The 12520-nt window shown below is 73.8% G+C and carries 11 protein-coding genes; 5 read left to right on the forward strand and 6 right to left on the reverse strand.

Annotated elements, in window-relative coordinates; translation table 11 throughout:
• Positions 1–17 precede the first annotated feature (17 nt).
• The 5 genes from ACIPPS_RS23360 to ACIPPS_RS23380 all read left to right on the forward strand — a co-directional run bounded on the left by ACIPPS_RS23360 (position 18) and on the right by ACIPPS_RS23380 (position 6425).
• Positions 18–1910: an anthranilate synthase family protein gene (locus tag ACIPPS_RS23360; RefSeq protein WP_401435263.1), complete on the forward strand. Its 1893-nt coding sequence runs from the start codon at positions 18–20 to the stop codon at positions 1908–1910.
• On the forward strand, positions 1898–2230 hold the full coding sequence (locus ACIPPS_RS23365) for a hypothetical protein (RefSeq protein WP_401435266.1): 333 nt from the start codon (positions 1898–1900) through the stop codon (positions 2228–2230). Before ACIPPS_RS23360 ends, ACIPPS_RS23365 begins: the two co-directional genes overlap by 13 nt.
• 245 nt (positions 2231–2475) lie before the next feature.
• Positions 2476–3753, forward strand: a complete 1278-nt coding sequence (gene aroA / locus ACIPPS_RS23370) for a 3-phosphoshikimate 1-carboxyvinyltransferase (RefSeq protein ID WP_401435269.1) — start codon at positions 2476–2478, stop codon at positions 3751–3753.
• Between the two features lie 8 nt (positions 3754–3761).
• Positions 3762–4946 (forward strand): 3-hydroxybenzoate 6-monooxygenase, encoded by a 1185-nt coding sequence (locus ACIPPS_RS23375; RefSeq protein ID WP_401435271.1) that lies wholly within the window; start codon positions 3762–3764, stop codon positions 4944–4946.
• 333 nt (positions 4947–5279) lie between these two features.
• Complete coding sequence (locus ACIPPS_RS23380) at positions 5280–6425, forward strand: IS701 family transposase (RefSeq protein ID WP_401435273.1); 1146 nt, start codon at positions 5280–5282, stop codon at positions 6423–6425.
• Here the strand turns inward: ACIPPS_RS23380 and ACIPPS_RS23385 are convergent.
• From ACIPPS_RS23385 to ACIPPS_RS23410, 6 genes are all read right to left on the reverse strand, one after another.
• A complete protein-coding gene (locus ACIPPS_RS23385) occupies positions 6386–8359 on the reverse strand; it encodes a helix-turn-helix domain-containing protein (protein ID WP_401435276.1) in 1974 nt (657 codons plus the stop codon). The two genes, ACIPPS_RS23380 and ACIPPS_RS23385, sit on opposite strands and share 40 nt — an antisense overlap.
• 77 nt (positions 8360–8436) lie before the next feature.
• The gene (locus tag ACIPPS_RS23390; protein ID WP_401435279.1) at positions 8437–9228 is read right to left on the reverse strand and encodes a BTAD domain-containing putative transcriptional regulator; all 792 of its coding nucleotides are present in this window, start codon (positions 9226–9228) and stop codon (positions 8437–8439) included.
• 131 nt (positions 9229–9359) lie between these two features.
• Entirely contained in the window at positions 9360–9713 is a 354-nt protein-coding gene (gene crcB / locus ACIPPS_RS23395) for a fluoride efflux transporter CrcB (RefSeq protein WP_401435281.1), read from the reverse strand.
• Entirely contained in the window at positions 9710–10141 is a 432-nt protein-coding gene (locus tag ACIPPS_RS23400; RefSeq protein WP_401435284.1) for a CrcB family protein, read from the reverse strand. The genes crcB and ACIPPS_RS23400 overlap by 4 nt, the downstream gene beginning before the upstream one ends.
• 185 nt (positions 10142–10326) lie before the next feature.
• Positions 10327–10794 carry a DUF1772 domain-containing protein gene (locus ACIPPS_RS23405; protein WP_401435286.1) on the reverse strand — a complete coding sequence of 156 codons (468 nt, stop codon included), beginning with the start codon at positions 10792–10794 and terminating at the stop codon, positions 10327–10329.
• Between the two features lie 87 nt (positions 10795–10881).
• Positions 10882–12492: a von Willebrand factor type A domain-containing protein gene (locus ACIPPS_RS23410; protein ID WP_401435818.1), complete on the reverse strand. Its 1611-nt coding sequence runs from the start codon at positions 12490–12492 to the stop codon at positions 10882–10884.
• Positions 12493–12520 lie beyond the last annotated feature (28 nt).

The following is a 12520-nucleotide window of genomic DNA, read 5'->3' on the forward strand; positions in this document are numbered from 1 at the left end:
GCCGAAAGGAAACCCCCATGGCAAGGCAGGACAGCGCGCACGACCTCCTCGCACGCATCCTCGACGGCTCGGCCGGCGCGTTCGCACTGATGCACAGGCCCGAGACGGTGGACCCGGACACCCTGGAACTGCTGGTCGGCGACGTGGCGGAGATCCCGTCCCTCGCGGACCTCGACCTGCCCGCGCACGACGGGCCGGGCGCACGGTCGGAGATCCTCACCCTCATCCCGTACCGTCAGCTGGCCGAGCGGGGCTTCGCCGCCCCCGACGACGGCGCGCCGCTGCTGGCGATGACGGTCCGCGAGCAGGCGGCGGTCCCGCTGCGCGCGACGCTCCCGCTGCTGCCGGACGAGCCGGTGAAGCTGACCGACGGCCACTTCGACGTCGACGACGAGGCCTACGCGGAGATCGTGCGGCGGGTCGTCGCCGACGAGATCGGCACCGGCGAGGGCGCCAACTTCGTGATGCGGCGCTCCTTCACCGCCCAGCTGCCCGGCTTCGGCCTGCCCACGGCGCTGTCGTTCTTCCGGCGCCTGGTGCAGCGGGAGGCCGGGGCGTACTGGACCTTCCTCGTGCACACCGGCGACCGGACGTTCGTGGGCGCGACGCCGGAGCGGCACATCAGCGTCCACGACGGTAGGGCGGTGATGAACCCGATCTCCGGGACGTACCGCTATCCGGCCGGCGGCCCGGAGCTCGACGGGGTCATGGACTTCCTCGCCGACCCCAAGGAGGCCGACGAGCTGTACATGGTGGTCGACGAGGAGCTGAAGATGATGGCCCGGATCTGCCCCGCGGGCGGCCGGGTGGTGGGCCCCTATCTCAAGGAGATGGCCCGCCTCGCGCACACCGAGTACTTCATCGAGGGCCGCACGGACCGCGATGTGCGCGACATCCTGCGCGAGACGCTCTTCGCGCCGACGGTGACCGGATCGCCGCTGGAGAGCGCGGCCCGGGTGATCAGCCGGTACGAGCCGCAGGGCCGGGGCTACTACAGCGGGGTGGCGGCGCTGATCGGCCGCGACGCCGCCGGGGGCCGCACCCTGGACTCGTCGATCCTGATCCGTACCGCCGACATCGACCGCGAGGGGCTGATGCGGATCGGGGTCGGGGCGACGCTCGTACGCCACTCCGATCCGCACTCCGAGGTGCACGAGACCCGGGCCAAGGCGGCCGGACTGCTCGCCGCGCTCGGCGACCCGGAGCCGATCCGGTTCGGCGCGCATCCGGCGGTCCGCGAGGCGCTGGACGGACGCAACGACAAGATCGCCGACTTCTGGCTCAGGGACCAGGAGGCGCGCCTGGGCGCGGCCGGTCCGCTGAGCGGTCAGCGGGTCCTGGTGATCGACGCCGAGGACACCTTCACGGAGATGATCGCCCAGCAGATCCGGTCGCTCGGCGGGGAGGTGAGCGTACGGCGCTTCGACGAGCGCTACAGCTTCGACGAGCACGACCTGGTCGTGATGGGGCCCGGGCCCGGCGACCCGCGGGCGACGGCGGACCCCAAGATCGCGCACCTGCGGGCCGCGGTGTCCCAACTCCTGGAGGAGCGGCGGCCGTTCATGGCGGTGTGCCTCAGCCACCAGGTGCTCAGCACGCTGCTCGGGCTCGACCTGGCGCGCCGGCCGGTGCCCAACCAGGGGGCGCAGCACGAGATCGACCTCTTCGGCAGGCGCGAGCGGGTGGGCTTCTACAACACCTTCGCCGCCCGCTCCGAGGGCGACTCCTTCGAGCACCCGCTGCACGGCAGGGTCGAGGTGAGCCGCGACCCGGCGACGGGCGAGGTGCACGGGCTGCGGGCGGCCGGTTTCGTCTCCATGCAGTTCCACGCCGAGTCCGTGCTGACGGTGGACGGGCCCCGGATCATCGGCGGCTTGCTGGCGGAGGTGGCCGGCTCGTGCGTGCGGTGATCGTCTGGTGGGACCTCGGCGGGTCGGCGCAGACCATCGAGTCGCTGCGGGGCTTCCTGCGGGACGAGGCGGTGGACCGTTTCTCCGAGGTCGCCGGGCTACGGCTGAAGTTCTGGATCTCCGACGCGGCGACGAACCGGTGGGGCGCCGTCCTGCTGTGGGAGTCGGCCGAGGCCGCCATCCCGCAGCGGGCGGCCGAACTGATCGGCTACCCGCCGACCGAGCGACACGCCTTCGACGTGGAGGCGACGGTCGAGGGTGTCTTCGCGGTCGCCGCCCTGGCGGGCCGCGGCGCGGCCCTCGAACCCGCCGCGGGCTGACCGCGCGGGCGGGGCGGACGCTTCCGTTCCGCGTGGGCGTTCGTTCCCGGCCGGGCCGGGGCGGCACGCCGGGCCGGGGCGGCACGCCCGGCCGCTCCGGCCGGGGCGGTCGCTCCGGCCGGCCCGGTCGCTCCGGCCGCTTCCCGGCCGCCCCACGGCCGCCCCGGCGCGGGGCGGCCGGCTCCGTGTGTGGTGCCCCTCCCGGACCGCCGCGCGCGCGGCGGACGTACTCGCAAAGGACTGCCATGACCATCGCCGTACCGGCGACCCCCGCCCTGCACGCCCGGATACCGGGATCGAAGTCGCTCACCAACCGGGCGCTGCTCCTCGCGGCCGCCGCGGACGGGACGACCGCCCTCGCCGCCCCCCTGGTCAGCGACGACACCACGGCGTTCCGCGAGGCCCTGCGCGGCCTCGGGGTGCGGATCGAGACCGCCGCCGACGACGGTGTCTGGACGGTGACCGGCCTGGGCCGCGGCCCGGTCGGCACCGGGACCGTCTGGTGCGCCGACGCCGGCACGGCGGCCCGGTTCCTGCCGCCGTTCGCCGCGACCGGCCACGGCGACTTCGGCTTCGAGGGCTCCGACCAGCTCACCGCCCGCCCCGTCGCCCCGCTCGCCGACGCCCTGCGCCGGCTGGGGGCCGAGGTCACCACCGGGCCCGGCGGGCGGCTGCCGCTGCGGGTCCGTTCGCGGGGGCTCGACGGCGGGGAGCTGACCGTGGACTCCTCGCTCAGCAGCCAGTTCCTGACCGGCCTGCTGATGGCCGGCCCGCTGATGCGCGGGCCGCTGGCGCTGCGCGTGCCGCACCTCGTCAGCAGGCCGTACATCGACATGACCCTCGCCCTGATGCGGCACTTCGGCGGCCGGGTCGACGAGGAGACGCCCGGCGCGTTCACCGTCCGGCCCACCGGTTACCGCGGCGCCGACCTGCCCATCGAGCCTGACGCCTCCACCGCCTCGTACGTCTTCGCGGCGGCGGCCGTCACGGGGACGAGCGTGCGCGTGCCCGGTCTCGGGGTCGGCAGCCTCCAGGGCGACCTGCGCTTCACCGAGGTCCTCGCCCGCACCGGCGCCCGGGTGGAGACCACCCGGGAGGCGACCACGGTCACCGGCACCGGCACCCTGCGGGGCGGGTTCTCCGTGGACATGGGCGAGATCTCGGACACCTTCATGACGCTCGCCGCCATCGCGCCGCTGGCCGACGCGCCGATCACGATCACCGGCATCGCGCACGCCCGGCTGAAGGAGTCCGACCGGGTCGCCGCCGTCGAGGCCAATCTGCGCGCCCTCTCCCTCCGCACCGAGACCGGCCCCGACCGGATCACCATCCATCCCGGCACGCCCGCGCCGGCCCGGATCGCCTGCCACCGCGACCACCGGATCGCGATGGCCTTCTCGGTGCTCGGACTGCGCGCCGACGGCATCACCCTCGACGACCCGGGCTGCGTCGCCAAGACCTTCCCCGGCTTCCACGAGGAGCTGCACCGGCTCTTCCCCCGCCACTCCGTACCGACAATCTGAGGAACGACATGGCTCACATACTCATCGCCGGTGGTGGCATCGGAGGGCTCGCCACGGCGCTCGCGCTGACCCGGCGCGGCCACCGGACCACCGTCCTCGAACGCAGCCACACCTTCGCCGAGATCGGCGCGGGCATCCAGCTCGGCCCGAACGCCTTCCACGCCCTGGACCGGCTCGGTGTCGGCGAGGGGGTGCGGGCGCGGGCCGTCTTCATCGACGAGCTCCGGTTCATGGACGGCACGACGGGCGAGAAGGTCGCCGCCATGGCGCTGACCGGCGCGTACCGCCGGCGGTTCGGGAACCCGTACGCCGTCGTGCACCGGGGCGACCTCTACCAGCCGCTGCTCGCCGCCTGCCAGGAGCTCGAGGGCGTGACGCTCGTCCCCGACGCCTCCGTGGAACGCTACGCGCAGGACGCGGGCAGCGTCACCGTCCACACCGCCGACGGCCGGAACTTCACCGGCGCCGCCCTGATCGGCGCGGACGGCATCCGCTCCGCGGTGCGCGCCCAGATGCTCGGCGACGGCGAACCGCGCGTGTCGGGCCACACCATCTACCGCTCGGTGATCCCGATCGAGAAGGTGCCCGAGGAACTGCGCTGGAACACCGTCACCCTGTGGGCGGGGCCCAAGTGGCACTTCGTCCACTACATGATCGGCGGGGGCGAGTTCCTCAACCTCGCGGTCACCCGCGACGACGGCGCGACGGTCCCCGTGACCGGCCGGGCCACGGCGCGGGAGTACGTCCTGGAGCAGTTCCCGGGAATCGGCGCGACCGCCAGGCGGCTGCTCGAACTCGGCGACGAATGGCGTGAATGGGTGCTCTGCGACCGGGACCCGGTCGACGGCTGGACCGACGGTCGCGTCGGTCTGATCGGCGACGCTGCGCACCCGATGCTGCAGTACGCGGCCCAGGGAGCCTGCCAGGCGCTGGAGGACGCGGTCGTCCTCGCGGAGCTGCTGGACGACGTGGACGGCGGAGCGGTGGTGCAGAGCCTGGAGAAGTTCAACGCCACGCGCCGCGAACGGACCGGCCGCACCCAGGAGGTCGCCCGGCTGATGGGCTCGGAGCTGTACCACCCGGCGGGCGACCTGGCCGTGGAGCGCAACCGGATGCTGTCGGCCTTCTCGCAGGACGAGCTGCACGACCAGGTGGCCTGGCTGCACGGGGACCGCGACTTCACCGGTGCCTGACCGCGCACCGGTTGGGCTCCTGTGGTGGTCCGGCCACACCCGGCCGCCGACGGCCGGAAGTGTGCGGGGCACCGGGGCCCTCGTCGTACCGGACACCCGCGACACCAGTGGTCCAGGACGCACGAGAGACGGCAGGTGGGTGCCGTGGACACCTCGTCCGCGGCACCCCCGCGGAGCGATCGTGGAGGCGCATCGAAGCAGGCCACCCCCCATGGTTGGAGTGTCGTGAACACAGCTGTCATCAGACAACGGGAATCGGCCCGACCGCTCACCGTGCCGCGCCAGGGCCGACGCGCCACCGCGCCGGCCGTGTCCCGCCGGACCGGGCCCACCGTGTCCGACGACACCGTCTCCGAGCTCTGCGCCACCCTCTTCTCCTCGTTCCCCAGGAAGGACCAGCGGCAGCGCGGCGAGCAGTACCTGCGCGGGCTGCTCACCACCGAAGGACGCAAGACCGCACGGAACATCGCCGCTCATCTGGGCGCGCCCGCAACGGAACAGACGCTGCATCACTTCATCGCCGACTCCACCTGGGGCTGGCGTCCCCTGCGGGCCGCGCTCGCCGCCCATCTGGAGCGGATGGCGGCCCCTCAGGCCTGGGTCGTACGGCAGATGTCGGTGCCGAAGACCGGTGACCACTCGGTCGGCGTCGACCGGGGGTTCGCCCCGCACGTGCGGCAGTCGTTCCGGGGCCAGCAGTCCGCCGGTGTGTGGCTCGCCTCGCAGGAGCTGAGCGCGCCCGTCGACTGGCGTCTGGTCCTGCCCGACCAGTGGGTGCACGACCACGCGCTGCGCGACCGGGCGGGCGTGCCCCGGGAGGCGGGGGCCGAGACCCCGGAGGAGTGCGCGGTGGCGGTCGCCCTGGAGGCGGGCCGGCACTGGGGGCCGCGCCGGCCGGTTCTGATCGATCTGCGCGGGGGTGACGCGCCGGCGGCCGTGGCCCCGCTGGCCGGCGCCCGCGTGCCGTTCCTCGTCCGGATCGACGGCTCCCAGCGGCTGTCGGTCGCGGACCGCGCGATGCCGGGATTCCGGAGCGGTCCGCTGCCGGCGCAGCAGATACTCCAGCTGGTCAAGGGCGTGCGGCGGCCGGTGCCGTGGCAGGACGCGGCCGCCGGGCTCGCGCCCCGGATGTCGCTGGCCGCGATGGTGCCGGTGGTGCTGGCGGACCGTTCCTCCGCGCCGCGCGGGCTGCAGCTGCTCGGGGAGTGGAGCGACCCGTCGCGCCCGCCGTCCGCGCTGTGGCTCACCGGCATGACGCAGCCGGGCCCCGGTCCGCTGCTGCGGCTGACCAAGCTGACCCGCCGGGTGGACGCGGACTTCGCCCGGGTCGGCGAGGAGACCGGCCTGCGGGACTACGTGGGCCGCTCCTTCCCCGGCTGGCACCGGCACATGACCCTCGCCTCCGCCGCCCACGCGGCCGTGGTGCTCTCCCGCGTCGGCTACGACACGGACCGGCCGGCGGAACTCGCCTCGGCGTGAGGGGGCGGGCCCGTCCTGCGTTGCCGGCGCAGGACCTCGCGGGAGCGGTGCAGCCGCAGGGCGAGCTGCACCTCCAGCGTCCTGCCCGGCTGCTGCCAGGCGTCGCCGAGCAGGTCGGTGACCCGGTCGAGGCGGCGCGAGACGGTGTTGGGGTGGACCTTCAGGAGGTCGGCCGCGTGGGCCTGGCTGCCACCGGAGGCGAAGTACGACTCCAGGGTGCCGATGAGGTCCGTGAGCCGGTCGCGGTCGTAGTCGAGGACCGGGCCGATCGCGGACGTGATGTAGCCGTCGACGTCGTGGTCGTCGGAGAGCAGCAGGCCGAGGAAGCCGAGGTCCTTGGCCGAGGCGGTGCTGCCCGCGCCGTCGAGCGCGGTCAGCGCGTCCAGGCAGCGCATGGCCTCCCGGTGCATCCGGCCGATGTCGGCGGCGCCCCTGCCGGGTCCGGCCGCGCCCACCGAGACGGGGTGGCCGAGCAGCGGTGACAGCTGGTCGGCGACGGCGCGGGCCGCGGCCGAGGCGTCGGTGCCCGGCAGGAGCAGCACGATATGGCCGCTGTGGACGGTCTTCAGACCGGTCATCCGGTGGGCGTAGGAGGAGGCCCACACCACGGCGCGCCCCTGCTCGCCGCCCTCGGGGTGGGCGACGAGCAGGACGTGGGGGGCCTCCAGGTCGATGCCGAGGCCGCGTGCCCGCTGCACCAGGTAGTGCGTCTGGTGGCCGCTGCGGGCGTGGGCCGCGAGGAGTTCGTCGAAGAGGTCGTCGCGCACGGGTCCTTCGGCGACGGCCGTGCTGCGTCTGAGCAGGAGCTGGATCGCGAACGTCTGCGCGGTCAGCTGGAGCAGTCCCTCGTCCTCGCCGACCAGCGCGGTGCTCGGGCGGAGCACCAGGACGCCCAGGTCCTCGGCGCCGGCGGTGACCGGGGCGACCCAGGTGCCCTGGGCGGTGACCACGGGGCGCAGATGGGCGTGGGCGTCCAGCGCCGCCTCGGCGACGGCCTGCTCGTCCAGGTCGCCGAGGTCGCCGCTGGTGGCGAGCTGCCGGCCGGCCGGGTCGCGCAGTTGCAGCGCCGAGTCGAGCGCGTCGCCGGCCGCCTTCGCGACGGTGGTCAGGTCGGCCCCGGCGAGGACCAGGCCGAGGGTGTGGCTGTGCGCCTCGCCGAGCTGCTGCAGCCGGACCAGGCTGGTCCGCGTGCGGAAGCCGTCTCGTTCCAGCCGGCCGACCTCGCCGCGGGCGTCCTCGAACCGGCCGGCGCGCTCGACGGCGACGGCGGCGAGCGTGGCAAGCGAGGAGACCAGGCCTATCTCGTCCGGGCTGAAGTGGCGTACGGAGCGGTTGGCTCCGTAGAGCACGCCGATGGTCTCGTCGCCGTTGCACATCGGCACGGCCATCAGCGCGTGCAGCCCTTCGGCCCGTACGACGTCGTCGGCGCTCGGGTCGTGGTCCATCGCGTCGTCGCCGAGGTAGTCGGCCGTCCACAGCGGCGCGCGGGACATCAGGCTGCGGTGGCCCAGGCCGTATCCGGCGGGGACGCAGTGGCCGGTGACGAGCGCGGTCGTCGAGCCGTTGGAGACGACCACCCGCAGGCCGCCGTCCGGGTCCAGGACGGCGAGGGAGGTCATGTCGAAGTTGAGCAGCCGCTTGACGCGCCGGGTGACGACCTGGAGCAGGGAGTCGACGTCGTGGGGGGACGTCAGGTCCCGTGCGGTGTCGACCAGATCGGCGAGGCCGTCCTCGCGCTGACGCCGCTGCCCCTGCCAGGCCTGCACACCCCGGGCCAGGTGCACGGCCCGTTCCAGGCGGACCAGGTCGTGGCTCGGGGTGCCGTCGCGCCGGGCTCGCTGGAGCAGCGCCTCGAACCGGCCCGCCGGTGCCTGCTCGGCGAGCAGTTCCAGGACGGCCATCAGGCCGGAGTCATGGGTCTGTGGATCCGTCATGGTGTGCGAGCCCCCAGCCCGTCGTACACGTTTCGCCCCGTTATCGGTCCGAAACTAGTTCGACGGTGATCTTGCGGTCAACCGGCTACGGGGACTGCGTGACGGGTGGGGCGTGAGTGACGGAAGGGGTGCGTGGCGGGCCCGATCCGGAACGCCGGAGCCTGCTCGTAGGAGCGCCCCGCGGGCATCTGCGCCGCGCCCCGTTCCAACTCCGCGACCAGCGCGGCGTACTGCGGCGGCGAGCTGCGGAAGCGGGACAGGAACATGGAGAGACCGGAATAGAGCTCGTGCCGTCGACCGAGCCGCCGCTGCGCCTCGACCCACAGGTCGAGCGCGCGCAGCCGGGACAGTTCGAGGCGGGCGGCCTGAGTCCGCAGGTGCGGTCCGGTCACCACGCCGGTGTACGCGTCGGCGGTCCACAACTCCAGCGCCTCACCGAGCCGTTCGGCCGCCGTACGGTAGTCCTCCAGCTCCATGGCCCGGTAGCCGGCGCCGACAGCGCGCTGGAACATCCGGACGTCGGAGCTGCCGCCCCCGGTGCCGAGCCGGTAACCGCCGGACAGGGAGACCAGGACGTCGTGCGCCGACCGCGGCCCGGGCGCGGCGGGCGCGCCCGCCGCCTCCTCACGGCCGACGTCCAGCGCGTCGTCGATGAGTTCTCTCAGCCGCCGGACGTGGGTCTCGATCATGTCCTGGGCGTGCCGCGGCGCGCCGTCGGGCCAGAGTTCCTGGGTCAGCACGGCCGTCGGCACGATGCGGTCGGCGTGCGCCGCGAGCAGTGCGAGCAGCTGACGGGCCGGTGCCGCCGTCGGAACGATCGGCGTCCCCCTCTCCTGGACAGCGAGCAAGCCCAGCACCTTCAGATCCATAGCGCCCCCTCCATGGTTCACGTACTGCCACCATAAGATAATAATGACCACTTCGTTTTTGGAGGAGTGCATATCTTGACGGCAAGGAAACATTCGTCGGCCAGGAGTGCTCAAAACCTGTCAAACCACCCTCACCAGGCGGCGGTGATCTCCACACCCAGCCATACGGCGCCGAGTCCGGCGGCCAGGCTCCCCGTCACGTTCGCCGCCGCGTACCCCTTCGCCCCGTCCTCGTAGAGCTTCCATGTCTCGTACGAGAACGTGGAGTACGTCGTCAGCGCCCCGCACAGGCCCACGCCGAGAAGGAGGTGGGCCTCGGCCGAGGAGACCCCGGCGAGGAGCCCGAGCGCGAAGGAGCCGACGACGTTGACGACGAAGGTGCCCCACGGGAAGGCGGAGGGGTGCCGGGCCCTGATCGCGCGGTCGGTGAGGTGACGCAGCGGCGCGCCCACGGCGGCGCCGACGATGACGAGCAGCCAGTTCACGCGCGCCCCTCCCCGCCGAGGGGGCGGAGCCGGCGCACGACCCGTCGGGTGGCGGCGGTCGCGACGACGACGGCGGCCAGGGCCGCCACCACCGTCGCGCCCAGGTACGCCACGCCCCGACCGGCGTCCCCCGCGCTCAACAGCCGCTGGGTGTCGAGGGCGTAGGTGGAGAAGGTGGTGAAGCCGCCGAGGATTCCCGTGCCGAGGAAGGGCCGCAGGAGTGGTGGGGGCGCGGTGGCGACCTCGGCGACCAGGACCATCAGGATCCCGATCGCGGCGCAGCCCGTGGCGTTCACGGTGAGCGTGGTCCAGGGGAACGCGCCGTCCGGGGTGGGCCAGGCGAGCGAGGCGCCGTAACGGGCCGTCGCACCGAGAGCCCCGCCGGCGGCCACGACACCCAGGACCGGCAGCTGTCCGCGTACGTGCATGAGGGACAGATTAGTGAGCGAGACGGACAGGCACGGCCCCTGGCCTGGGGCATTTAACCAGGAGCCGGCCCGGCCGCCTCGTCCTGAGATGGTCGGCCCGGGCTCCGGACCGGTCAAACCACGGGCGCGGAGTCCGTCAGGTCGGTCGACGACCGGCGCGGCGCCGGTGCGCCGGTGGTGGAGCGTCAGGCGAGCGCCGCCGCGACGAGCAGGCCGAACGCGGCGAGGATCAGCACCGTACGGATGGCGTGGAAGCCGTTCCACCGCTTCTCGAAGGCCGCCCGGACGGCGGACGCGGGCTCACCCGTCCGCTCCGAGGCGGCCAGCGCGTTGTTGAGCGGGATGTTCCCGGCGATCGTCACCAGGTGGTTGAGGACGGCGGCGACCGCGCCGGCCAGGACCAGCCACTTCTGCGTGTCGGAGCGCCCGTCGACGGGCACGAGGAACGCGGCGACGGGGAAGGCCACGACCCCCAGGAACACCACCACGAACACCGCCTTCGGCACGTACTCGTTGATCCGCCGCATCGCGTCGACGAACGCGCCGTCGTCGAGCCGCGCCAGGGCGGGCATGATCCCGGTCAGGAAGATCAGCATGAAGCCGGCGTACAGACCGGTGGCGGCGACGGCGAGAGCGAGCAGCGTGGTGGCCATGGGCCCATCATGACGGGCCAGGAGCCCGTACGCAGCGCCTGTGGACAACCGCGTACGGATCACCTGCGCCTGGGGGCGAACTCCGGTTCAGCCGCTGTACGGATCTCCCGGTTCCGCCCCCGTGCCCCGGTCGTCCTCGGGGCCTCGGAGCTCGGCTGCCCGGCGGATCGCCTCCGTCAGCTCCCGGACCACCTTCGAACCCGAGCGGTCGGCGATCGCCCCCGCGTGCTCCGCCAGTTCCGCGAGGCGCGGCGCGCCCGGCAGGGCGCCGCCCCGCAGCCGGTCGGCGAAGTAGGCGGTGACGGCGCTCAGTTGCAGACTGTCGTGCCCGGGCGCCCAGAGCGCGGGGGCGAGCGCCCCGGTCGCCACCCGGCCGGAGGCCTCGCGGGGCGCGCGGTTCTTCGGGTCGAGCCAGCGGACGGTGGCGGTGGCCAGCGGCCCGCTCCGGCCCGGCCGGGTCCGCACGGCGTACAGCGCGGTGACGGTGTGGCCCGCGCCCACCTCGCCGCCGTCGACCCGGTCGTCGCGGAAGTCCTCGTCCGCGACCTCCCGGTTCTCGTAGCCGATCAGCTGGAACCGCTCCACGGTGTTCGGGTCGAAGGCGACCTGCGCCTTGGCGTCACGCGCGCGCAGCTCGACGTGGGTGGGCAGCTGCTCCACGAAGACCTTGCGGGCCTGGTCGGGGGTGGAGACGTACGTGGTGTGGCCGTCGCCCTTGTCGGCGAGCTGCTCCATGAACGCGTCGCCGTAGTCGCTGCCGACGCCGACCCCGAAGAGGGTGATGCCGTACTCCCTGCGCTCCTCCTCGATCCGGTTCAGGATCGACTGCGCGTCGGTGTCACCGGTGTTGGCGAGGGCGTCGGAGAGCAGCACGACCCGGTTGGTCGCGCCCTTGCGGTGACCCTCGACGGCGACGTCGTAGCCGGTGCGCACACCCGCCTCCACATTCGTGGAGGACGTGGTCGCCAGCTCGTCGACGATGCCGTGGATGCGCTCGCGCTGTCCCTTGACCCGGGTCATGGGGAGCCGGGTCTCGGCCTCGTCGCTGAAGGTGACCAGGGCGACGGAGTCGTCGTCGCGGAGCTCGTCGGTCAGGATGCCGAGGGACTGCTTGACCAGGTCGAGGCGGCCGGTCTCGGCCATCGAACCGGAGATGTCGACGACGAACGTGAGCGCGGCGGGAGGGCGTTCGCCCCGCCGGTCCGCCGCGGCCGTCGCGAGCCCGACCCGGACCAGCGACCAGCCGTCCTCGCCGGTCCTGGCGCCGTCGACGGTGACACCGAAGCCGTCGCCCTTCGGACGCGGGTAGTCGGGGCGGAAGCTGTTGACGAACTCCTCGGGCCGCACGGACCCCGGGTCCGGCAGCCGCCCCTCGTCGAGGGTGCGCAGCGCGTAGCCGTACGAAGCGGTGTCCACGTCCAGGGCGAAGGTGGAGAGGTAGTCGGCGGGCGGGCGGCTGTCCCGCTGCTCGCCCTCGGGGGCGTACTCCCGGGCCGCGCCGCCCCCCGAACCGCTGCCGATCCCGCTACTGCCGGTCCCGCTACTGCCGGTCGAACCCGTGCCGCCCGTGCCGCCCGTGCCGCTGCCGCCCGCGTCCGGGCGGGGCGCGCCCGGCGCCGGCTTGCCGCCCCGGTCCGCCGACGTGCGCTGGGCGTCCCCGCCGCCGCACCCCGTGAGCAGCAGCCCCGCGGCCAGCATCCCGACGGCGAACCGCCCGGCGTGTCGT

It is taken from the genome of Streptomyces sp. NPDC090127 (assembly GCF_044746945.1).
Classification (GTDB): domain Bacteria; phylum Actinomycetota; class Actinomycetes; order Streptomycetales; family Streptomycetaceae; genus Streptomyces.

Coding starts and splice junctions, on each gene's coding strand:
- ACIPPS_RS23410 (WP_401435818.1), bottom strand. CDS start 12,492: ATGCTGGCCGCGGGGCTGCTGCTCACGGGGTGCGGCGGCGGGGACGCC.
- ACIPPS_RS23385 (WP_401435276.1), bottom strand. CDS start 8,359: ATGACGGATCCACAGACCCATGACTCCGGCCTGATGGCCGTCCTGGAA.
- ACIPPS_RS23405 (WP_401435286.1), bottom strand. CDS start 10,794: ATGGCCACCACGCTGCTCGCTCTCGCCGTCGCCGCCACCGGTCTGTAC.
- ACIPPS_RS23360 (WP_401435263.1), top strand. CDS start 18: ATGGCAAGGCAGGACAGCGCGCACGACCTCCTCGCACGCATCCTCGAC.
- ACIPPS_RS23390 (WP_401435279.1), bottom strand. CDS start 9,228: ATGGATCTGAAGGTGCTGGGCTTGCTCGCTGTCCAGGAGAGGGGGACG.
- ACIPPS_RS23375 (WP_401435271.1), top strand. CDS start 3,762: ATGGCTCACATACTCATCGCCGGTGGTGGCATCGGAGGGCTCGCCACG.
- ACIPPS_RS23400 (WP_401435284.1), bottom strand. CDS start 10,141: ATGCACGTACGCGGACAGCTGCCGGTCCTGGGTGTCGTGGCCGCCGGC.
- aroA (WP_401435269.1), top strand. CDS start 2,476: ATGACCATCGCCGTACCGGCGACCCCCGCCCTGCACGCCCGGATACCG.